This is a genomic window from Butyrivibrio sp. DSM 10294 (assembly GCF_028539135.1).
GTDB lineage: Bacteria > Bacillota > Clostridia > Lachnospirales > Lachnospiraceae > Butyrivibrio.
Genome location: NZ_JANSWL010000085.1, coordinates 45,292 through 68,587 on the forward strand (window position 1 = coordinate 45,292; position 23,296 = coordinate 68,587).

The following is a 23,296-nucleotide window of genomic DNA, read 5'->3' on the forward strand; positions in this document are numbered from 1 at the left end:
GAACACATTTGGATCAGCAAAAGTCAGGCAGATTTTTGAGAGAACTAAGGCATGAGAAACAGATGACACAACAGCAGCTGGCACAGGTTTTTAACGTGAGCACCAGATCCATTTCAAGGTGGGAGACCGGGAGCAATCTTCCGGATATATCGCTGCTGGTGGAGATCGCAGATTTCTACGGAGTTGATGTCAGAGAGATTATTGAAGGGGAGAGAAAAAGCGAGATGATGGATAAGGAAGTAAGGGAAGTGGCCACCAAGATGGCGGATTATGCCAATGAGGAAAAGAGTAAGCTCCTTCGCAGGATGCAGATCATAAGCTTCATAGGAGTTCTGGTTCTGCTACTGTCGATAGGATTACAGACGATTGGGATCGCTTCAAACAAGATAAACAAAGGAGTCCTGTTCGTTACATTTATAGCGCTGGTTATAATGTCAGTTGTTACCTTATATGTGACAGGGCTTTTGGAGAAGATTGTGAAGAACAAGAAGCTTGTACGCAGTATTAAGCTCGCGACTATTATAGGCCTGGCCGTAGCATTCTGGCGTGTTATCGTAATGACTGTTATTGTTGGAATCCTCATGGTTATGGTGGGGCTGTCGCCAATTGAAGAGTACGACGATGTTTCCCATTACAACGAATATATGAACTTCTCCAACGGAGCATATCAGGAAGGCGTGGATACTCAGTGGACCAAGTGGGGCATGGATGAGACCATATGGCCTGAGAAGATCACTGACTCCATGAAGGTGGAGGATTTCAAGATGGTCTACTACAACCCCTGGGATGCCCAGTATTTAGGATATCTTGTGGTTGACTATAGCCCTGCAGAGTACGACGCAGAGGTAAAAAGGCTGAAAGCCTATGAATCCACCGAATACACCGGCTACTACGACGTGGAAGAGGAAAAGACCTATCAGCTGCTCGCAGTAAATGCGGATTCCTACAACGGCTTTGTCTATGCGCTGACAGACGGCGAGGGCCGGATTATCTACGCTGAGCAGATCTTCTGCAATTACTTTATGGATCTTGACTATGAACAATATATGCCAAAGGAATACTTCCTTGATGGCTTCAACGCAACTACAGACAGCAAGTACTACAAAGATGTACATGGAGACAACTAACTAATGAAGGACTATAAGACATACCTGTTTGACCTTGACGGGACACTTACGGATTCCGGTCCGGGAATCATGAACTCTTTTGAATATGCAACGGCAAAGATGGGAAAGCCCGTGACGGACAGAGCGCAGCTTCGTAGATTCGTCGGCCCGCCCCTTTCCGATTCTTTTGGAAAAGCGCTTGGGTACTCCGAGGAGGATACTCAGAAGGCCATAACTTTATACAGAGAATATTATTTTAACCATGGCGGAGCCCTGGAGAATGAGGTATATCCCGGAATCACAGAGCTTCTTGATAATCTCAAGAAGTCTGGGAAAAAGCTTGCCATCGCCACTTCCAAAGGAGCTCCGGGAACCAAGCTGGTTCTCGAGCACTTTGGCCTTAACAAGTACTTCGATGTGGTGGCAACTGCCAACGACACAGATGTACTGACCAAGACAGATGTTATAAGACTTGCGCTGACAGAGTGTGGAATTACGGACAAGAGCAGCGTTGTTATGGTTGGAGACAGACATTATGATATTGCTTCTGCAGGGGAGCTTGGCATTGATTCTGTCGGAGTCCTCTGGGGCTACGGCGACACGAAAGAGCTGGAGAGCGCAGGAGCTACATATGTGGTGGATAAGCCTGAGGAGATACTCACACCGGTAGCTCAGCCTGTAACCAAGAATAACATCTGTAGTGATAACGTGGCGGAACATCAGATTGTCCTTGCAACTAAAGAGGACAGAGCTGAGATCCTTGCCCTGTACGACATGCAGAAGGGCCGCGAGTTCTGCCCCTGGGATGAGGACTATCCTTCTGATCAGACCATAGATTTTGACCTGTCCAGAGATGCCCTGTATGTTCTTAAAATTGATGGCAGGATCCACGCCGCCATCTCACTGGAGGAGGATCCGGACGTGGACGCCCTTGAATGCTGGAACCCGAATCTTAATCCCTCAAGCGAGCTTGCCAGACTGGCAGTGCTTCCGGATGAGCAGAGTAGGGGCCTTGGCCGGATAATGCTGGGGTTCGGAATGAAAGAGCTGAAAAGACGCGGCTACAAGGGAATTCATTTCTTAGTTAATAAGCACAATGTCAAGGCAATCCGCTGTTATGCCACCTTTGGATTCAACGTGGTTGGGGAGTGCTTTATGTACGACCAGGATTTCCTGTGCTATGAGAAGGAACTGTAAGTCAGTGGGGGAGTTTTTTATACCAGTGGGGACGGTTCTCTTTGGTATATTTTGTGCATGTGAAGATATGTACAAAATATACCAAAGAGAACCGTCCCCACTGGTATAAAAACTCCCCCACTTGTCATCTGAAAAAAACTTTAAAAAGTTTCAACACTTTTCCCCCTTCAAACGTTATATATACAGAAAGCGCTTTTGAACAGTAACAAATGATTATGGATAGTTGTAGATCGTTGGAGGATAATTATGGTTAATTTGTATCTGGTTCAGCTGGCGCTTAAGGAAAAAAAGCATTTTCACTCGTGGTATCTAATAGAAAAGTTGTACAATTGTGAGAGAACAACGTTGACATCTGCCAGCCGGTAAAGTTCACAATTTGTTGATGGGGACTGACCACTAAGGGGAGCCGAAATATGGAGCAGGAAATTACCGACTTGTATAAACAACTAAATACCGAACTGCTCAGGTGGTGCTGCATCATGACTCAGGACGAGGACATGGCCAGGGAGCTGGTTCAGGAGGGGTTCCTAAGGGCCATCGATCACTACGACGAGATTGAGGGCCTGACATTTCAGCAGAAAAGAGCCTGGCTCTATCGCACCATCAAGAATGTTTTTATCGACACCGTGAGGAAAAGAAAAAACGAGTGCCTTCAGGGAGAGCTGACAGGCTCAGAGGAGCTGCCTATGCAGCAGAGCTTCTATGACAAGTACTCGGAAAAAGAGATCCTTGAGGTGCTTAAGACCATGGATGTTCTGGAGGCCAAGCTACTGATCCTTCGGCATGTGGAGGGCTTTTCCTCCAAACAGATAGGAGAAATGCTGGGACTTCCCCCGGGGACAGTCAGAAGCAAGCTCCATGAGGCAAGAGAACATCTAAAGAAAAAGATAATTTAAGAGCATAAATACATACGTTTGAAAGGGGAAAAACATGAAACTCAGAATCAACTGCGAAACCTGTGACGCAAGAAGAATTAACGAAGACAACTACAAGGAGTTTTCCAGTATCAGAATTTATACAGAGAACCTTATCGTTGATGACAGAAGTAAAGAAATCCTCAACAGACTTCCCTTTAACATCAAGGCAGAGGAGGTTAGGAGCAAGGACATCGGCGAAGCTCCCGGCAACATGACCCAGACCATCAACGGTGTATATGAGATTTCGCCCAATTCAACCGTGGCAGAGGGTACCGCTATCTCCGTCAACGGAATGCTGAAGATAGCCCCCGGTTCCCAGGAGGTTCTGAAAAAATACTGCCGCATCACAGTAAACGGAATCATCCTTTGCCCCAAGAGCATTGCCGCAATGCTGCCATTCCCGGGACTTTCCATAAACGGCATGACCAAGGCATATCCAGATGACTACGTGCTCATGGACAATCGCTACAAGCTGGATAAGTATTTCCCTGTGAGAGCGCCAAGGGATACTGGCTATTTCGCAGCTACTTTTATCTACGACAATGATCCCGAGACCGATTTTGCCAAACTCTCTGAGAAGAACGTGAAGTTTTCAACGGACAAGATCTATATCAGACAGAGTCACTTGGAGACGGCGCTTCCTCTTTTTAACATAGAGGCGGAGATCGTGGAGATACCCGATAACTGCAGGGTTGTCGTTTCTGATGAGAACGAGATCGACGAGCAGTTCGTCAATACCTACGGAACCAACCTGTATATCATCGGAGATGCTCACATTTCCTCAGCTAATATGAGCGCTCTTAACAGGCTTGAATCCCTTGTTGTGGAGGGCGAGCTGGTCACCAATCAGGAGTGTGTTCCAAGACTTAACGAGATCAAGGCTTCCTACAAAAAAATCGTTGTCGCCAAAGGCATCGTAATAGAAGATATGCCGATTGCCAACCTTGACAGAGTAACCATTGAAGCGGCAGCAGATGGTATACTGATAAGAGACTGTGCTCTTCTTAAGATTGCAAAAGATATCCCTGCTGAGCTTATCAGAGAAAGGCTCAAGATCAGGGACTGCGCCAAGGTTACCTGCAGCGATGAACAGAAAGGGGCTGTAAGCTCTGTTTCCTCAGACGTTGCATTCATTGGATCGGACACTGTGAAGTCGCTGATCACAAGTATCTTTGGAGGCGGAAATACCGTGGAAGTGAATGAAACACACACTGAGCCCTCAGCCTTTGAGGATGATACGAAATATATTAATGCGGAATACTACGAGCTTTGATAGACCTGACAAGGGGACGGCTTGTGATAAAAAGGAACAGATAAAAATGTCTAAAAACATTAAAGCAGTAATTTTCGACTTAGACGGTACCCTGACCGATACCGAGAAATTCTATCAGATAGCCTGGCCTAAGGCTCTGGCTCACTTTGGATATGAGTGCGAGCCCTGGATGCCTCTGGAGATGCGTTCACTGGGAAGGCCTTTTGCACCGGTTAAGTTCAAGGAGTGGTTCGGAGAGGATTTCGACTATCATACAGTAAGAGAATACAGAAGAGGCCTTGTGGCAGATATTATTAAAGAGCAGGGGATTCCCCTTAAGCCCGGTGCTGTGGAGATCCTGACATGGCTGCGCGAGCGCGGCATTCTTACCTGTATCGCAACCGCCAATGAATATGAGAGAACTAAGGGCTATCTTATTAAGCTCGGACTCTTTGACCATTTTGACAGAATAATTTGTGCAGATATGGTAAAGCAGGGTAAGCCCGCGCCCGATATCTATGCCTATGCCTGTAAGGAGCTTGGACTTTCTCCGGAAGAGACCTTCGCTGTTGAGGATTCGCCAAACGGTGTTACCAGTGCATATGAGGCCGGTTGTAATGTCATCATGGTGCCGGATCTGACACAGCCGGACGAGGAACTGAGTAAAAAGTTGTATGCCTGTGTTCCGTCGCTACTTGATATTAAGGGACTTTTGACACCTACATCATAAAAATACGATGCCATAATTTGCTTTTATACATGTTTATCTCATCCCGCAAATACTATATACTTTCTGATATAAGAGCTTATTAAACAAATTTTTTTACATAAAAGCGGAGAGAGAAAATGAAAAAGAAGTTGTGGTTCCTTAATTTCATACCTGTAATATTGTATATGTCTACATTTGTGATTGACAGCTATATTCAACGCAGAGGATTAACTCTGGGAGACTTCGGTACTGCCTTACTTCTTGGCCTTATGAGTTCCGCCCTTGGAGTTGGCTACAGCACAATGGCTTTTGTAGGCTTTCTTTTTGCAAATGGCAAAGAAAGGCCTCTGGATACAGGCCTTATGATCGCGGTACTTACAGGAACTGTAATAAGCTTCTGCACAGGATTCGCCGGAAGATATATAATGTCGATTGAAGGCGCAGTTCCGGATGTGGGACTTAAGATGAATACCTGCTTTGGAATATGTTACTCGATATTAGCCGTGATAATCACGATACATAATTCCCCCAAATATAACAATAAGGTGGAGGGAATATGAAAAAAAGAAATACGCTGTTATTAGTGCTTATTATTACGCTGAGAATAATTGCATCATTAATTATTTTTATAGCGATAATATTTTCTATGTTTAAGCCTACTCTTGAGGGAAGTAGTCCGGAGATTGTAACAGCAGGTTCATCCGGTAAAACTTCAGGCAATGAGATTTGCGTAGAAAGGGATGGTGTTAAGTACTACTACTATAAGAGCCTCTTCTCCAAGATTAAGTTTGACAGGTTCGAACTCAGCGTCCAGGCAGAACCTCCTACCGACGGATATCGTTTTGAGAATGATAAGGTAGATATTACTGTAACGAAAGAGGGAAAAAATAGGTTTGAGGTGCGCGTTACAGATGTACTTATTTATAACAATAATCAGGGCAAAGAAATTCATAGTAAAGAGTATATAGGGTTTATCTGTCCCGATAATTTCAGCGATTCACTAATAAAAAATAAGAAATTTGATTCTGCCAAGTATGGAAAGTACTATCATGAAATAACTACGTATTATTATTCTCAGGAGCAGTTTCGTAATACCTACGAGACGGCACTGGATATAGAGGATGAACTAAACGGATAATAAGCTTATAGAGGGCGAGAAAAGGATAAGGGATATAGCAGCAAAAAGCAGTACAATGAATTGCGCCGGACGCATGAAAAAGACTATGCCTTCTATAGTATATAGAAAAGACATAGTCTTAATTTATTTATGCGCAATTGATTTCATTCCCGTAGGGAAATTCAGATCTTCTTTTCTGCTTCCATAGAAGCTCTCAACTCTCCTGAATTGTATCTCTCGATAATATTATTTATTCTCTCTACCGGATTCAGCAGATCACTGATGGAAGCATCATGGTTTAGTGTATCAATAAGGTAAGCAATATACTTACTCATATCGCAGCTGATGTACCATTCACGGGAGAGAAGCTCCGGAGTCTGGTAGATCAGGTTGGTTGTAAGGATTCTGTCGATAATGCCTTCTTCGTAGGCCTTGTCGAACTGTTCAAGTCCGCTTGTGAAAAGACCGAAGGTTGAGAAGGCGTAGATTCTTGCAGCCTTTCTCTCCTTGAGGGCTCTTGCTACATCCAGCATGCTCTCGCCGGAGGAGATCATATCATCAACGATGATAACTGACTTGCCCTCAACGCTGGTTCCGAGGAACTCATGGGATACGATAGGGTTCCTGCCGTCGATAACCTGTGTGTAGTCACGTCTCTTATAGAACATTCCAACATCAAGGCCAAGAACGCTGGCAAGATAGATTGCACGACCCATTCCGCCCTCATCGGGAGAAATAACCATCATGTGGTCTGAGTCGATCTTAAGGTCCCAAACATTGCGAAGGAGAGCCTTAATAAACTGATATGTAGTACGAACGGTCTCAAAACCGTTTAAAGGAATAGCATTCTGAACTCTGGGATCGTGAGCGTCAAAGGTAATGATATTGTCAACACCCATGCTCACCAGCTCCTGAAGAGCGATAGCACAGTCAAGAGATTCTCTTGAACTTCTCTTATGCTGTCTTGACTCGTAGAGGAAAGGCATGATAACTGTGATTCTTCTTGCCTTGCCGCCTACAGCAGCGATGATTCTTTTAAGATCCTGATAGTGATCATCAGGGGACATGTGGTTTTCCTGACCAAACAGAGAATAGGTCTGAGAGTAGTTACAAACATCTACAAGAAGGTATAGATCATCTCCGCGGACCGAAGCCTTGATAACACCCTTGGCCTCACCGGTACCAAATCTTGGAACCTCCGCATCAAGAATATAGGAAGGACGTTCATAGCCGGTAAAAGCCAGGCTTCCTTTATGTTCATTCTCTCGTTCTGCTCTCCACTTAACGAGATAGTAATCAACCTTATCTGCAAGTGACCTTACACCTTTAAGTGGTATGATACCCAGGGAACCTACAGGAATGGTCTCCAGATTACGTTTCTCTTCTCTTCTTGGCATTACTGCACAACCTCACTTTCTTTTTGAGCAAGTTTTTTAATACTTCTGATGTCCTGACCTGATAGCTTAAGAAGTCGGTAGTTACTGGTGATCCTTGAGAAAATACGGTCAGAATAGGTGGCCTGTAATTGCTCAAGAGAAAGGTTGGTGGTGATGATGGTGCTCTTTTTGCGGATATCTCGCTCATTGATGCAGGAGAATAGCTCCGAGGCAACAAAAGAGTTGATGAGCTCCGTTCCAAGATCGTCGATCACCAGAAGGTCACACCCGTAAATATCATCGTAGGTGCTCTGTCTGTCGACCTTTTTCTGAGGATTAAAGGCGTTGTCCGCCAGTAACTGGAACAAACCCGAAGAGCTGAAATATATCACTGAGTTTCCCTTTTTGAGGAGCTCGTTGGCGATACAAACAGACAGGAAGGATTTGCCAGTACCCACTGTACCATAAATGAATAAATTTTGGTAGTGTTCCTTAAAACTATTTATAAAATCTTCAGCAGCCTTCTTTGCTCCGTGAAAGCGCTTAAGATCTTCTCCCTGATAGTATTTATCTGTTAAAATCTTGAAATTGGCCTTCTTGGCGAGGGCCTTCAGATTGGACTTGTCATACAGTACGTCAATGATCTTCTGCTTGAAACAGTGACACTTCTCATTGCCGATATAACCTGTGTCCTTGCAGTCGGGGCAGGTGTAGCCCATATCCAGAAAGTCGGAAGAAAACTGAGCTTCCGTCAAAAGAATCTGTTTCTGTTTAGCCAGCTCTGCGAGCTGGTTCTTAAGTATATTTCTGTCCAGCTTCTCGCCGGAGAGAAGTCTTTTACCAAAGCGTACGCTGGCACTGGCGGATTCATCCTCCAGCTCCTTGTAGCCCGGGACATTTTCATAAACATAGCGCTGACGTTCCTCCAGTTCAAGTCTGTGAAGGGAGCGTCTCTCCTCATATTCATGCATGATCGCGTCGTATTGAGCATTGGTCAGTGCCATGTTATTCTCCTCCGCATTGATTTTCTTGCAAAACTAGAGCCCTGTACGTGTATCAGGGAAGGCGTAATTGCCACCGCTAAGCCAAAGTACAGGGCCAGGCTTTTGTAATTCTTCGGACCAATTCCCCAATTGACCGAAGCGTTCGATCGCCACCTGCCGCGTATGGCAGCAGACAGCCAATGAATTAGTTGTCCAGAAGCCTTTTTTCCAATTCAGCAAAATCATAGGTGTTCTGCTGGAACTGATTAAAACGGTTCTGGTTAGCGCCAAGGCGAATAGATGATTCGCCGTAACGTTCTTTATTATCGATGGAATTGGAAGCCTTGGATCTCTTTTGTTTGAGATCTGCGGTAAAACTTGCATCCAGTCTGGCAATGTCCTCCCTGGTTATAACTTTACTCTCATGCCAGCTCTTCAGAATACCGTCGCAGTAGCGAAGACGGTTCTTCTGTGTGGCCAAAACAGTACGGTCGCAGGCTTCCAAGATAATCTCCATCGTAAATCCCAACTCCCCACGCCACTTGTTGATGTAGGACACTTCCTTATCTGTAGGATTGTTCTCCATACCAAGTGCCTTCATGATAGTGAGAATGTCACTGTCATGTCTGTAGTTCTCCGCACGGGCCTGTTTTGGTGTTGTGATGCCTTCCTGACTCCAGTTAATGGCAACTTTCTCCATGTAACGGAAGTCAGTTTTATGATTATCGACGCAGTATTGCATCAGATAGTCCAAAAGTTCGTCTGAGAATTTAAGCTCATCGTGAATATAATATATAGTTGAAATCTCTGTGGGATTCAAAGTTCTTCCAAAATACTGTTCCGCAATGAAAAGAAGTCCCTGGCCGTCAGACTGTTTAAAGGATCTGAGCATGGCCACAGAATAGTTGGGCTTCTCGGGAACGGCCTGTGTAACAGGAGGAAGAGCCCTGAGTACTGTGTTCTCCTTCTTTCTTACGGTGTTTTTCTGGGAAGTGATATCTTCCATATGAATTCCGGTAAGATTCTGTGATGCATCGTACTCGAGACTTATAAGTCCCTTTTTCTCCCAATATTTTAAAGAACGGATAACATCCTTTTCCGTATGGTTGAATTTATCGGCCAGAGCACTAACGCTGGTGGATAAATTCGCACTCATCATCCGCAGCAGATAGAGGTAGATCTTAATCTGCGCGTCGTTTGCGTCCTGCATGTATTCGTCGATAAAGATATTTGATACATTTGTTGAATCCTCCCCTAAAGAATGACTGATTGAAACTCGCCCCATCATAAACTTAATCACCTACTTCGCACATTTATCCAAAACCATAAGCCTATTTATTAAGAATCTAAAATTTTTCTTATGTTTTTCGGAACAATTCAGATTATAGCATGGTGATTTTTTATATGATATGGACAAATGTAACGAAGATATTTCAGGTGGGGCCTGAGTTTCCTTATACACATTCTTTTGTGGACAATGTGGATAACGTGGATTATTTTTTCCTGAGAAATTAAAAACAGCCATCGTTAGCGGGAATTTTTACGAAAACGTTTACCCACAATTGATGGCTGTTATCCACATTGAATGATTTACATAAATTGTTTTTTAAAAGTGGAAAAGTGGAAAAGTATTACCTGCGGGGGAGCCTATCCCCGATTTTAACCACATCTGCGGCTCCCGGTGTTATCAACAAATTACCCTTAGTGCAATTTAGCGAAAGGAACTTTTTTGTTCAACTAAAGTTTTCTCTGAACCATGCATCCGCAGGTCCTGCAGTCAGAAGTATGATAAGGTAGCCTTCGCTGTGATCTGATTTTATTTTGCCTGCAAGGTCATCACCAAGCTCTGCCACAAAGGCCTTATCTTTTGTATTTAAATCAGCTATGAATTCCTTGGGTGTGATCACGGGAAGGGATTCATCCTCTCTTGTAAGGAAGGTGGGAAGCCAGTAAACCTTGTCTGCTTTGTCAAAGGCATCCTTGTACAGGGCTCTGACCTCGTGCTGACGGGTGTTCTGATGGGGCTGGTAAACTACAACAACACCTTTTTTGCTGAGCTTTCCTGCCTCTTCCGAAGCTATATCAATAGTGGCCTTTACCTCCTCCGGATGATGGGCATAATCTGAGTAAAAGCCCTCGCTTACCCGCTCAAATCTGCGTCTTACTCCGGGGAATTCATTCAAAACTTCAATTAGCTTCTCGTCTGAAACCTCCCGGCCGCAGTAACGAAGCATTTCCTTCAGGGCGAAAAATGCACTGGTGGCATCCTCTCTTCTGGGACTTCCCGAAAGAGTGATTCGCTTGTCGATTTCAGGGATGATCCGGGGCTCTTTTCCTCCTGCTGTAAGGACGTCTATGCCATGGAGAGATGCCTCTTTTGTAGCAAAGATCACGTTCTGAGACTGCTCCTCAAACTGTATGAAGGCCTCTTCGTAATCTTTTCTTGTCTTGTAAATATCAGGATGATCGTAGGACACATAGGTTATAAGGCTGACCCATGGATGGAAATGAAGGAAATTCCTGTCGTACTCATCCGCTTCATATATAAAGAACTTATCTCCCTCTTTGTAAGACCCCGATGGGGCAAAAGAAAGAATGGTTCCCACCAGATATGAAGAGGGCAGGAGTCTGTTACCATTCTCATCCCTGAGCTTATCAATAGCCCAGACCAGCATTGAGGTAGTGGTAGTTTTGCCATGGGTTCCTGCTACAGCCACCATTTTAAGGTCAAGCTCTTTTACCAGCTTCGCGATGAGCTCATCACGCTTGGAGACCTTGATCCCACGCTCTTTTGCCATCAAAAGTTCAGGATGATCCTGGGGAAGTGCTGAGGTGTAAATGAACCAGTCAATTCCCACGGTATCTATTTTTTCGGAAAAATATGTTCCGTCCTGAGGGCCCACCTGATACTCGATACCGGCATTTTCAAGCTCTTTTGCTATTGCGCCAAGGCTTCTGTCGGAGCCATACACGTTAATTCCGGCCTTTCTTGCCATTAAAGCCAGGGGTCCCATGCCGGTTCCGGATATTCCTGATATATATATATTCATAATAGTTTTCTCGATTCTTCTTATTAATATTTTGATATGGGTGTCAAAAGTACCTTTTGACACCTACATCATTATATTACTTATTATATATATGTCAAAAATATGGTGACTTATGCCGATATAAGAAATGGAACTATGTACTTTTTTATGTGAGGGAAAAAGATGGTCGTACAGCACAGTCTACTCGCCATGAATGCGAACAGAATGCTGAATATTAATGTACGTGACCAGAAACGGGCATCTGAAAAATTATCTTCGGGATACAGGATAAACAGAGCAGCGGACGACGCAGCGGGTCTTGCCATATCAGAGAAGATGAGAAGGCAGGTGCGCGGGCTTACTCAGGCTACGGATAATGCCCAGGACGGAATTTCCCTGCTGCAGTCCGCAGAAGGCGCCATGAATGAGATCCATGAGATGCTCCAGAGAATGAACGAGCTCTGTGTTAAGGCTGCCAACGACACCCTTACATATGAAGACAGATCCTATATTCAGGAGGAGATCAACGAGCTTCAGGTTGAGATCGACAGAACCGGATCCACTACATCTTTTAATGAACTACATGTATTAGACGGCATACCCCAGAACTGGGTTACTCCCAATATGCCTGATATCCCCTGGTCCGGAATAGGAGGTGGGAGCCTTACCGCAGCCACAAGTGATGAAGACCTGGCCTGTTATTCAATAACGCCTCTCCGGCGTGGAGACATAATATCCCGAGAGGAGGGCGGACAGACCGTTTACTACGCTGTGGACGGAGCAGCCATTACTCAGCCTGAGGACGGAGAAGAACAGATAGAATATGGAACCATCGATCATCCCTATCCGATATCCAAGTCAAGTGTCTACAGGGATATAGCCAACGCACTGATGAGAGCTAACGTGGAGCAGACCGGTGCGGTAAGTGTTCAATATAAAAGTAGCGGAGATGAAGAAGGAAACTTCTATATGCAGTTTGCAGGCCCTCTGGAGCTGATGCTTCAGGTTGGTTCAGAGCCTGAAAACGAGCTGATGCTCAGTATCAATCCCATTAACTGCAGTACCCTGGAACTGTGGGATGTGAATGTGGAGGGCAGATCGGCAGAGGGAGCCCTGCGGGGTATTGAATGTGTAAAAAATGCTATTGAGATCAATTCAAGAGAACGTTCCAACTTGGGCGCTTATCAGAATAGATTAGAGCATACCGTAAGGAATTTGGAGAATGTAATAGAGAATACACAGGACGCAGAGAGCACTATTCGTGACACGGATATGGCAAAACAGATGGTGGAATATTCTAATAGGAATATACTTATGCAGGCCGGCCAGATGATGCTTGCCCAGGCAAACCAGACCAACCAGGGCGTGCTATCGCTGCTGCAGTAATGATTTTTGCGGGGGAATTTTGAGATTGAGATTTTCGGTTGGGGTGTGGTATCATAATTTTGCATGACGGGGTCCTCTTAGATAAGGAGGAAAAAATGTTTTTAACAAAAGAAGATTTAAATGCAATAGAAGGACTGTTTTCTAAGCGGTTCGATACTATTGACGAGAGACTTGATGCTATTGATGAGAAATTCGAAGGCATTGATGAGAAATTCGAAGGCATTGATGAGAGATTCGAAGGCATTGATGAGAGATTCGAAGGCATTGGCAAGAGATTTGAAAGCATTGATAAGAGACTTGATAACCTCGAACAGGATTTGAAGGTTGTCAAGGTTGATATGCTGGAGAACAATGTGATTCCAAGACTGGATAACCTTGAACAGGATGTACGGGTGATCAAGGTTGGCCAGATGGAAAACAACGTAATTCCAAGACTCAGTACCATCGAGCAGTGCTATCTGGATACTTCCAGGAGGTACACAGAGAGCGCAGACAGATTTGATTCTGCCATAACCGATATAGAGGTTATGAAGCTGGCAATTCAGAAGAATTCCAGTGATATCAGAGAGCTTCAGAGAAAACAGGCATAAGGAAAGTCTATATAGGGCGTAGCTACGGAAACCGCGTAGCTACGCCCTTTCTGCGGCCTTCCGGGGGATGGCGTCTTAATAAAATTTCATTTTTAAGCAATATGTGTGAAATAAAGCAATTAAAAATGACCGAATATCCATTCTTTTTATTACTAGTTTATTTTTAGTTTATAAATGGGTGCTACAATGCGTTTACAACAAGCAAGGAACGTTCATGTAATTAAAAAAGTTTTACTTACAGCTAAAGTTTCTCACAGAAGATGCCGATATATATTCTGAACAACTATACGTATTACTTCATTGACTTATTTGTGAAGACAGGTTACGGAGGTACATCATGAGTTCAGAAAATATTAAGACGGAATCAATGGAGAAAGGAGATGGTAGGAAAAAACTTTTAGTAGCAGCTGTTGTTATTGTTTTGGTAGCTTTGATATGTGCAGTTTCAGTTTTGGCGTATATGGTGCTCCGTGGTACCAAGCAGGCTGAAGTTGCTGCGGATAAGGTGCAAAATAAAGCAGTTGTTTCTGCGGAAGACGCAGAAGAAGTAATGGAAAATATGCTAAAAGCACCTGATACCTATATACCCCAGACTTTTACTGCTACACAGAATGCTGTTTGGACATTTCCAAGCGGCAGTGATGCAACAAACGATGCATACGTAGCTAATGATTCAACCAACGAAACGGCCATTTACTTTGATCTCATAGTTGACGAGACCGGAGAGGTTATATATTCATCACCTATTCTTGAGCTCGGAGCAGAGCTTGATACTTTTAAACTGGATAAGCCATTGGATGCTGGAACCTATGACTGCACTGTTGAGTATCACTTGGTGGATGATGAAAGAAACACTCTTACGACAAGCGACTTTGGTGTCACTGTAAAGGTTTTGGAGTAGTAAATGTAACGGGGTAAAAATGGAAGTTTGCCCATATTGAAAATCAAGGAGGAAATTTATTATGTACAATTTCAAAAGAGTAGTAGCACTTGGTGTAGTTTCAACAATGATTCTTGGAAGCTCATTAACAGCATTTGCAAGTGAAGCAACTGATCAGAGCATTACTACAGCAACTAGTTTCATTGAAGGTACCGGAAGTAATGAGGCTGGTGCAGCACTTGCTGCAGACAGGCATGCATTTGTTGTTAGTGTTCCTACATCCGCAGCTATAAAGGATAGACTTGCCTATACTATCGATCTGGATGGCTGGATCAAGGAAACAAAGGGCGCAAGATATGGTCTTAATACAACATCGATTGATGATTCCAAGGGATTAATGTTTGTTAACTATAACAATGGTAAAGCAAGCGGAATGTCAAATGTAAGCTCACCAATTACTATTACTAACAAAGGTACTGATCCTGTTACTGTTACTGTCACTGCAAAGTGGGCAGGAATTGATGCAACTAATCCTCTTCCTGCAGGTGCCACAAAAGAAGATTTTTCTGGTACCGGAGATGCTGCTAAGTCTATCTACATGGGAATGTACACCAATAAGACAGGTAATCTTACAGTAATGCCTGACGATGACGTGGAAACACCTGTGTCAGTAGGTGTTACATCATCAAAAGACCAGTATGTTACTGCTTGGGATGACACAAACAAGAAGTACACATACGCTCTTAAAGATAATGTTGCAGCATCAGCTCTTTCAAGCGTCAATGTTTACTTTACAGGCGCTGCCAATCCTAACGTTGCATTAACATACGAGGACAATAGCGGTGCTAACCCCGTAAAAAAGGCTAAAGTTGCTCCTGCACTTTCAGTTAAGTTTGTAGCAGCAGAGACACAAAACAGAAAAAATGGCGTTGTAACATTTAAGAGCAATGCATATACAATCGGAGCAACTGCAGAAGGCGGACTTGCTGCTGGTGATCTGACAGCTCTTAAGATTGATGGCAAAGATGTATTTGGAACAACCGCACCTCAGTTAAAGCCTACAGTATCAAGCAGCGGTACATTTACATTAACTGCTGAGCAGATTTATAAGGCATACGGATACACAGCTAAGCCTACAGATGGATGGGTACCTCATGTAATCGAGTTCACAAATGCAGACGGAACATTTACAGTAGAGCCTAACAAGAGTAAGTAATTAACTACTAATTTACTACACAAAAGTTCAGCCCGCCGTGCCGGATTCCCGGTACGGCGGTTTTTTCGTGGAAAGATATCAACTTATCTGTGTTTTACGCCTGTTGGAACAATAAATCAAATATCATATCCCGCCACCTCGTACTTAATCGTTTACGTTGAAAAATCAAAAAATCTTATTAATTTAAGTATTCAATAATGTTTTTTTAGTACATTCTTTATGATATACTTTTATATAGGAAAAAAGCGGTTTCCTGGTGATTCAAAAAATGTCGTATTTTCTGCGGTTTCAAGCGACAAATTTGCAACGAGGTGGAACATGATAAAGAAAGAAATGATCGCCATGCTCTTGGCAGGGGGCCAGGGCAGCAGACTGGGCGTACTAACGGCCAAGATGGCCAAGCCGGCAGTCTCTTTTGGGGGGAAATATCGAATAATTGATTTCCCGCTTAGCAATTGTATCAATTCAGGAGTGGACACTGTAGGAGTCTTAACACAGTATCGTCCTCTCAGACTTAATTCTCACATTGGAATAGGTATCCCGTGGGATCTCGACCGTAACTTCGGAGGAGTAACAGTTCTTCCGCCTTACGAGAAGAGCGCCAACAGTGAATGGTATACCGGTACAGCCAATGCTATTTACCAGAATCTTGAATATATGGAGAATTATAATCCTGACTATGTGCTCATCTTATCCGGTGACCACATTTACAAGATGGATTATGAGACCATGCTGGACTTCCACAAGTCAAGCGGCGCTGATGCTACCATCGCTGTTATGCCTGTTCCCATGGAGGAGGCAAGCAGATTCGGTATCATGATCACGGATGAGAACAAGCGCATCATCGACTTTGAGGAGAAGCCCGAGCATCCTCGCTCTAACCTTGCATCTATGGGTATTTATATCTTTAGCTGGAAGGCACTTAAGGAGGCTCTTATCAAGAACAAGGACCAGGCAGGTCTGGATTTTGGTAAGCATATCATTCCTTACTGCAAGGAACAGGGTCAGTCTCTTTATGCATATGAATTCGATGGTTACTGGAAGGATGTCGGAACTCTTACTTCCTATTGGGAAGCAAATATGGAGCTTATCGATATCGTTCCTGAGTTCAACCTTTATGAGGAATATTGGAAGATCTACACCGCCAGCGATGTTCAGCCGCCTCAGTACATGGGTCCGGACAGCGCCATTGAGCGCAGCATCGTAGGTGAGGGCTGTGAGATTTACGGTAAGGTATACAACTCCGTAATCGGCCCCGGTGTTAAGATCGGCAAGGATACAGTTATATCCCATTCCATCATCATGAACGAGACAGAGATAGGAGAGGGATGCTCCATTGAGAAGGGCATCATAGCCGAGAAGGTCAAGATCGGAAATGGTGTTACCTTAGGCGCTTTTGAAGAGAAGCCCAACGAGACCAAGCCCGGTATCTACTGTGAAGGTCTCTGCACTATCGGTGAGAAATCTGTTATTCCAAACGATGTGAAGATCGGCAAGAATACAATGGTTTCCGGAATAACTACCCTGGAGGATTATCCTAACGGAGTTCTCGACAGCGGCAGAACATTAGATAAGGCAGGTGATTGACATGAGGGCGATTGGCATTATTTTAGCAGGTGGCAGCAGTAGCAGAATGCAGGAGTTGTCCAAGAGAAGAGCCGTTTGTGCTATGCCTGTGGCAGGTTTTTACAGAAGTATCGACTTTGCCCTCAGCAACATGACCAACTCACATATCCAGACAGTTGCCGTATTTACACAGTACAATGCAGGAAGTCTTAACACACATCTTTCATCATCCAAGTGGTGGGACTTCGGACGTAAGCAGGGTGGACTTTATGTTTTCACTCCCGCAGTTAAGGCATCAGGTAATCTTTGGTACAGAGGTACAGCAGATGCCATTGCACAGAACCTTGATTTCTTAAGGAGTTGTCATGAGCCCTATGTAATCATTACTTCGGGCGACTGCGTATACAAGATGGACTACGCCAAACTCCTTGAATACCATATTCAGAAACAGGCCGACATCACAGTTGTCTGCAAGGACATGCCGGCTGACATTGATACCGAGAGATTCGGAACTATCCGAATGAACGAGGAGAGCCGTATCGAAGAGTTTGAGGAGAAGCCTGTTGTATCAAGATCCAACACCATCTCCTGCGGTATCTACGTGATCAGAAGGAGACAGCTCATCGAGCTCATCGAGAGAGCTGAAGAGGAAGAGAGATACGACTTCGTAAGGGACATCCTGGTAAGGTACAAGGATATGAAGCGCATCTACGGATACAAGATCAAGGATTACTGGAACAACATCGCATCGGTTGAGGATTATTACAGAACCAACATGGATTTCCTCAAGCCCGAGGTAAGACAGTACTTCTTCAGAGAGTATCCGGGAATCTACACTAAGGTTGTAGATCTTCCGCCGGCTAAGTATAACGTGGGGGTTAACGTTAAGAACAGCCTTGTCTCCAGTGGATGTATCATCAACGGAACCATTGAGGACTCCGTGATATTCAAGGGAGCCTTCATCGGCAACAACTGTTACATCAAGAACTCCATTATCCTCAACGATGTGTATATCGGGGACAATACACATATTGAGAACTGCATCGTGGAGAGCCACGGAACCATCCAGGCCAACTCCTACTACAAGGAAGATAATGGAATCAAGATCGTAGTTGAGAACAATGAGAGATACGTTCTTTAACATTGGGGTAAAAAAATAATTATATTTGTATAAAAACGGTTAAAAGTATTATAATAAACTTAATAAAGTAACCCGATAACGACACTTTAAATCTTAACCAAGAGGGGGTTAAAATAATGAAGATTACAGATGTTCGTGTCAGAAAAGTTGCTAAGCAGGGAAAAATGCGTGCAGTAGTATCAGTTACATTTGATAATGAATTCGTAGTTCATGATATCAAGGTGATTGAGGGCGAGAGGGGATTGTTCATCGCAATGCCCAGCAAGAAGTCTGCAGATGGTGAGTATCGTGATATTGCGCACCCAATCAATTCAGATATGCGTAAGGTTTTACAGGACACCATTCTTGAGGCCTTTGATAAAGAGGCTGACGTCGAGGAGACCGCAGATGGAGAGGCTGCTCCTGCAGCTGAGTAACCTTCAGCTTAAGACATATATTGGGAAAAAATGATACTTTAGGGGGCTTAAATTTTTAAGCCCTCTTTTTTTCGGTGCCTGGCACTTGGGAGGAGATTATGTTTAAATTTATCAGGGGAATTTTTGTAAAAGAAAAGGAAGAGGAATCAGGAAGAATGTTTATTATTGCAGGTTTGGGAAATCCTGAGAAAAAGTATTTTGGAACAAGACATAACGTGGGCTTTGACGTAATAGATGCCCTTTCGGATAAATACAACATCGGCCTTACAGAGACCAAGTTTAAGGCTGCCTTCGGAAAAGGAAGAATCGGAAACAACAGGGTGCTGCTTGTTAAGCCCCTTACCTATATGAACCTCAGCGGAGAGGCCATAAGGCCCCTGTGCGACTATTTCAAGGTGGATTCCAAGGAGGAGCTCATCGTCATTTCCGACGATGTGGAGCTGGATCCCGGGAATCTTCGTATCCGCCCCAAGGGAAGTCACGGTGGTCACAACGGACTTAAGAATATCATAGCTCAGCTGGGCCACAGCGAGTTTAGCCGCGTCAGAGTGGGCGTTGGCAAGAAACCCAAGGAATACGATATGGTGGACTGGGTTCTTGGTCACTTCCAGGGAGAAGATGCAGCTACAATGAAGGAGTCAGTGGCAAGGGCTGCCGACGCAGTCGTGGAGATCATGGAAAACGGCGTCGACTCCGCAATGAACAAGTTCAACGGCAAGAAGGAATAAGAGCAGGAAAAATCTATGAGAGCGATTTTAACACCTTTACATGAACTACCGCAGTATGAAGAACTTAATAAATTTCTGGACAAGCCCTTTGCCTGCGCAGAAGTAAGCGGCTGTGTGGATTCCCAGAAGCTTCATTTTATCAATGGTATCGGCTCCGAGTTCAAGTATAGGATAATCGTTACCTACTCGGATCTTCGGGCAAAAGAGATATATGAGGACTATAAATTTTACGACAAGAATGTCACAGTCTATCCCGCCAAGGACCTTATCTTTTACCAGGCAGATGTTCATTCCAATGAGATAGTAAGGCAGAGGATACGCTGCATGAGAAGGCTTTTAGAGGGTAAGCCTGTGACTGTGGTCACAACCTTCGCTGCTCTTATGGCGCCCCAGATTAAGCCTGAGGTCATCAAGGAGCACATTCTTCCCATCGACAGGCACAGACCGATCGACGAGATCGAGATAGGCAAAAAGCTGGTGGAGATGGGCTATGTCAGAAACTACCAGGTAGAAGGTCCCGGCGAGTTCTCGGTTCGAGGCGACATCGTGGACGTTTTTGACCTGACAGAGGAAAATCCCTACAGAATAGAGCTCTGGGGAGATGAGATTCAGTCCATCAGAAGCTTTGATATCCTGTCCCAGAGATCCTTGGAGAAACTGGAGTCCATCGAGATCTATCCGGCCTCCGAGATCATAATGGATGACAAGCGGCTTCATGAGGGCCTTAAGAGGATCGAGGATGAGGCTGAGGAAATGGTGGCAAGGCTTCGCGGAGAGTTTAAGACCAAGGAGGCCCACCAGCTTAAGACCAATGTGGAGGAACTCAAGGAACAGCTGTTAGAGCTCCACTGCGGCGTTAACTTAGAGAGCTACATCAGATATTTTTACGGAGATACGGTTACAATGCAGGAGATGTTCCCCAAGGGAAAGAGCTGCATTTTTATTGACGAGCCGCAGCACGTGCTGGAGCATGCAAGAGCTGTTGAGATGGAGTTTAGGGAGAGCATGACCCACAGAGCAGAGAAGGGTTATATTCTTCCGGGGCAGATGGATCTTCTTTACTCAGTGGAGAACTGTATTGCCAGAATGGGTAACGGCAGAAGGGTGCTTATTTCTGCGCTGCAGATGCCTAAGGCCCAGAATGCTTTTGAGCCGGAGATGAGCTTTGAGATAAGTGCCAGAAGTATCGCAGCTTATAATAACAGCTTTGACGCTCTGGTAAGTGATCTTAAGAAGTACGCCAGAAAGGGCTACAGGGTTCTTATTTTGTCCGGTTCCAGAACCAGGGCTAAGCGTATAGTTGAGGACCTCAGAGAAAATATGGTCTCTGCTTTCTACAGCGAGGATCCGGGAAGGACGCTGCAGTGCGGCGAGATAATGACCTACTACGGCAGGATCCTTAAGGGCTTCGAGTATCCGGAGATCAAGTTCGCAGTAATTGCCGAGAGTGACATTTTTACCGAGCATGTCAAAAAGAAAAAGAAGAAAAAGAGCCAGTACAAGGGCGAGAAGATATCGGATTTTGCTGACCTTAAGATAGGCGATTACGTGGTTCATGAGGACCACGGCCTTGGAATATACCGCGGAATAGAGAAGATTGAGACGGACCACGTGGTAAAGGATTACATCAAGGTGGAATACGGCGGTGGCGGCAATCTGTACGTTCTGGCAACAGGCCTGTCTGTAATCCAGAAATATGCCTCAGGCGGAGACGACGAGACTACCCACAAGCCTAAGCTTAACAAGCTGGGAAGTGGCGACTGGTCCCACACCAAGAGTAAGGTCAAGGCTGCCGTTGAAGAGGTTGCTCAGGACCTGGTGGATCTCTATGCAAAGAGGCAGCAGGCCATCGGCTATGAGTTCAGCAAGGACACGGTGTGGCAGCAGGAGTTTGAGGATGCCTTCCCCTATCAGGAGACGGAGGATCAGCTGACGGCCATTGAGGATACCAAGAGGGATATGGAGTCCTCCAAGATCATGGACCGACTTATCTGCGGAGACGTTGGCTTTGGTAAGACGGAGATCGCTATTCGCGCTGCTTTCAAGGCTCTTCAGGACGGCAAGCAGGTGGCAGTTCTGGTGCCTACAACGATTCTTGCGCAGCAGCACTACAACACTTTTTCCGAGAGAATGAGAAACTTCCCGGTGAGGGTGGACCTTATGTCCAGATTCAGAACCCCCGCTGAGCAGAAAAAGACTGTGACAGACCTGAAAAAAGGTCTTGTGGATATCGTCATCGGAACCCACAGAATCCTGTCTAAGGACGTGCAGTATCATGATCTTGGACTTCTTATCGTGGATGAGGAGCAGCGCTTTGGTGTAACTCACAAGGAGAAGATCAAGACCATGAAGGAGAGCGTTGATGTTCTGACGCTGTCCGCTACGCCTATTCCGAGAACCCTTCACATGTCGCTGGTGGGTATCAGGGAAATGAGCGTTCTGGAGGAGGCGCCCAACGACAGACTTCCTATACAGACCTATGTAATGGAGTACAACGACGAGCTTGTTCGTGAGGCCATTGTGAGAGAGCTGTCACGAAACGGGCAGGTTTACTATGTCTATAACAGGGTCAATAACATTGCTGATGTGGCGGCTCAGATTCAGAAGCTCGTGCCGGAGGCCAATGTGGCCTTTGCCCATGGACAGATGAAGGAGTCGGAGCTGGAGCGCATCATGTACGACTTCATCGACGGAACCATTGACGTTCTGGTCTCCACCACCATCATTGAGACGGGACTTGATATTCCAAACGTTAACACCATGATCATCCATGATTCTGACAAGATGGGACTGTCCCAGCTCTATCAGCTAAGGGGCCGTGTAGGTCGTTCCAACAGGACTGCCTATGCCTTCCTTATGTATAAGAAGGACAAGATGTTAAAAGAGATCGCGGAGAAGCGCCTTTCAGCGATTCGTGAATTTACTGACCTTGGTAGCGGCTTCAAGATTGCCATGAGAGACCTGGAGATACGTGGAGCCGGAAGTCTTCTTGGAAGAAAGCAGTCCGGGCACATGCAGGCCGTAGGTTACGATCTGTATTGTAAGATGCTGGGTGAAGCCGTAAGGCACAAAAAGAGTGCAGACCTGGGCGAGGAAGATAAGGACTATACATTGGAGGACATCCACACCAGTATTGATCTTGATGTCAGCGCCTTTATTCCTGATACATATATCATGAACGAAGAGCAGAAACTGGAGATCTACAAGAGGATTGCAAGTCTGGAGAACCAGGGCGAATGCGACGATATGAGAGATGAGCTGCTGGACAGATTCGGTGAGGTTCCCGAGACTGTAACGAACCTTCTACGTATATCCCTGCTCCGCACAAGGGCCCATGCCCTGTACCTTCTGGAGATCAAGGGCGGAGACGGAATTATCGAGCTTAAGATAAGTCCTGCAGCCAAGATAGATCCCGGCAAGATTCCCGGATTCATTTCAGGTTACAAGGGTTCAATGCAGTTCCACAGCGCCGGAACACCGGTATTTGTATATAAATACAAAAAAGAAGGCGGCTCCGAGAAGGCTGCACAGAAGCTTCTTGAGGATACCGAGAATATTGTGGAGAGAATGCAGGAGCTACTGGTTAAGAGTTAACTAAATGGAGACCTGGGGGACGGTTGTGAGTCAATGGGGACGGTTCTTTGTGACTCACGAAGCGAGTCACAAAGAACCGTCCCCATTGACTCA

General features: G+C 45.0%; 20 protein-coding genes. 16 read left to right on the top strand and 4 right to left on the bottom strand.

Annotated features, from left to right (window positions below; genetic code table 11):
* The first annotated feature begins 8 nt into the window (after window positions 1-8).
* The 7 genes from NXH67_RS13850 (at window position 9) to NXH67_RS13880 (ending at window position 6,319) form a co-directional block, all read left to right on the top strand.
* Window positions 9-1,127, top strand: coding sequence for a helix-turn-helix domain-containing protein (locus NXH67_RS13850; protein WP_272797756.1), 1,119 nt, complete (start codon window positions 9-11; stop codon window positions 1,125-1,127).
* Window positions 1,128-1,130: 3 nt separating this feature from the next.
* A complete protein-coding gene (locus NXH67_RS13855; protein ID WP_272797757.1) occupies window positions 1,131-2,303 on the top strand; it encodes a GNAT family N-acetyltransferase in 1,173 nt (390 codons plus the stop codon).
* 413 nt (window positions 2,304-2,716) lie between these two features.
* Window positions 2,717-3,199: an RNA polymerase sigma factor gene (locus tag NXH67_RS13860; RefSeq protein ID WP_272797758.1), complete on the top strand. Its 483-nt coding sequence runs from the start codon at window positions 2,717-2,719 to the stop codon at window positions 3,197-3,199.
* A gap of 34 nt (window positions 3,200-3,233) precedes the next feature.
* The gene (locus tag NXH67_RS13865; RefSeq protein WP_272797759.1) at window positions 3,234-4,493 is read left to right on the top strand and encodes a hypothetical protein; all 1,260 of its coding nucleotides are present in this window, start codon (window positions 3,234-3,236) and stop codon (window positions 4,491-4,493) included.
* Window positions 4,494-4,539: 46 nt separating this feature from the next.
* Window positions 4,540-5,202 carry an HAD family hydrolase gene (locus tag NXH67_RS13870; protein ID WP_272797760.1) on the top strand — a complete coding sequence of 221 codons (663 nt, stop codon included), beginning with the start codon at window positions 4,540-4,542 and terminating at the stop codon, window positions 5,200-5,202.
* A gap of 116 nt (window positions 5,203-5,318) precedes the next feature.
* The gene (locus NXH67_RS13875) at window positions 5,319-5,741 is read left to right on the top strand and encodes a hypothetical protein (RefSeq protein ID WP_272797761.1); all 423 of its coding nucleotides are present in this window, start codon (window positions 5,319-5,321) and stop codon (window positions 5,739-5,741) included.
* Window positions 5,738-6,319, top strand: a complete 582-nt coding sequence (locus tag NXH67_RS13880; RefSeq protein WP_272797762.1) for a hypothetical protein — start codon at window positions 5,738-5,740, stop codon at window positions 6,317-6,319. The genes NXH67_RS13875 and NXH67_RS13880 overlap by 4 nt, the downstream gene beginning before the upstream one ends.
* Window positions 6,320-6,480: 161 nt before the next feature.
* On the opposite strand, the gene NXH67_RS13885 is transcribed toward NXH67_RS13880, so the two are convergent.
* The 4 genes from NXH67_RS13885 to NXH67_RS13900 form a co-directional block, all read right to left on the bottom strand.
* Window positions 6,481-7,695, bottom strand: a complete 1,215-nt coding sequence (locus NXH67_RS13885; protein ID WP_022778880.1) for a ribose-phosphate pyrophosphokinase — start codon at window positions 7,693-7,695, stop codon at window positions 6,481-6,483.
* Window positions 7,695-8,678 (bottom strand): ATP-binding protein, encoded by a 984-nt coding sequence (locus NXH67_RS13890; RefSeq protein ID WP_022778881.1) that lies wholly within the window; start codon window positions 8,676-8,678, stop codon window positions 7,695-7,697. Before NXH67_RS13890 ends, NXH67_RS13885 begins: the two co-directional genes overlap by 1 nt.
* 184 nt (window positions 8,679-8,862) lie before the next feature.
* A complete protein-coding gene (locus NXH67_RS13895) occupies window positions 8,863-9,945 on the bottom strand; it encodes a DnaD domain protein (protein WP_022778882.1) in 1,083 nt (360 codons plus the stop codon).
* Between the two features lie 445 nt (window positions 9,946-10,390).
* The gene (locus NXH67_RS13900) at window positions 10,391-11,707 is read right to left on the bottom strand and encodes a Mur ligase domain-containing protein (protein ID WP_272797763.1); all 1,317 of its coding nucleotides are present in this window, start codon (window positions 11,705-11,707) and stop codon (window positions 10,391-10,393) included.
* A 162-nt stretch (window positions 11,708-11,869) separates the two neighbouring features.
* Here NXH67_RS13900 and NXH67_RS13905 point away from each other — a divergent pair, with 162 nt between their 5' ends.
* The 9 genes from NXH67_RS13905 to mfd all read left to right on the top strand — a co-directional run bounded on the left by NXH67_RS13905 (window position 11,870) and on the right by mfd (window position 23,203).
* Window positions 11,870-13,072, top strand: coding sequence for a flagellin (locus NXH67_RS13905; protein WP_272797764.1), 1,203 nt, complete (start codon window positions 11,870-11,872; stop codon window positions 13,070-13,072).
* Window positions 13,073-13,167: 95 nt separating this feature from the next.
* A complete protein-coding gene (locus NXH67_RS13910; protein ID WP_272797765.1) occupies window positions 13,168-13,662 on the top strand; it encodes a hypothetical protein in 495 nt (164 codons plus the stop codon).
* A 337-nt stretch (window positions 13,663-13,999) separates the two neighbouring features.
* Window positions 14,000-14,563, top strand: coding sequence for a hypothetical protein (locus tag NXH67_RS13915; RefSeq protein WP_272797766.1), 564 nt, complete (start codon window positions 14,000-14,002; stop codon window positions 14,561-14,563).
* A gap of 61 nt (window positions 14,564-14,624) precedes the next feature.
* A complete protein-coding gene (locus NXH67_RS13920; protein WP_272797767.1) occupies window positions 14,625-15,758 on the top strand; it encodes a hypothetical protein in 1,134 nt (377 codons plus the stop codon).
* Window positions 15,759-16,076: 318 nt separating this feature from the next.
* Window positions 16,077-17,345, top strand: coding sequence for a glucose-1-phosphate adenylyltransferase (locus NXH67_RS13925; RefSeq protein ID WP_272797768.1), 1,269 nt, complete (start codon window positions 16,077-16,079; stop codon window positions 17,343-17,345).
* Window position 17,346: 1 nt separating this feature from the next.
* Window positions 17,347-18,465, top strand: coding sequence for a glucose-1-phosphate adenylyltransferase subunit GlgD (gene glgD / locus NXH67_RS13930; protein ID WP_272797769.1), 1,119 nt, complete (start codon window positions 17,347-17,349; stop codon window positions 18,463-18,465).
* Window positions 18,466-18,581: 116 nt separating this feature from the next.
* A complete protein-coding gene (gene spoVG / locus NXH67_RS13935; RefSeq protein WP_022778889.1) occupies window positions 18,582-18,881 on the top strand; it encodes a septation regulator SpoVG in 300 nt (99 codons plus the stop codon).
* A gap of 98 nt (window positions 18,882-18,979) precedes the next feature.
* Window positions 18,980-19,609, top strand: coding sequence for an aminoacyl-tRNA hydrolase (gene pth, locus NXH67_RS13940; protein ID WP_022778890.1), 630 nt, complete (start codon window positions 18,980-18,982; stop codon window positions 19,607-19,609).
* A gap of 15 nt (window positions 19,610-19,624) precedes the next feature.
* Window positions 19,625-23,203, top strand: a complete 3,579-nt coding sequence (gene mfd, locus NXH67_RS13945; protein WP_272797770.1) for a transcription-repair coupling factor — start codon at window positions 19,625-19,627, stop codon at window positions 23,201-23,203.
* The last annotated feature ends 93 nt before the right edge of the window (window positions 23,204-23,296 follow it).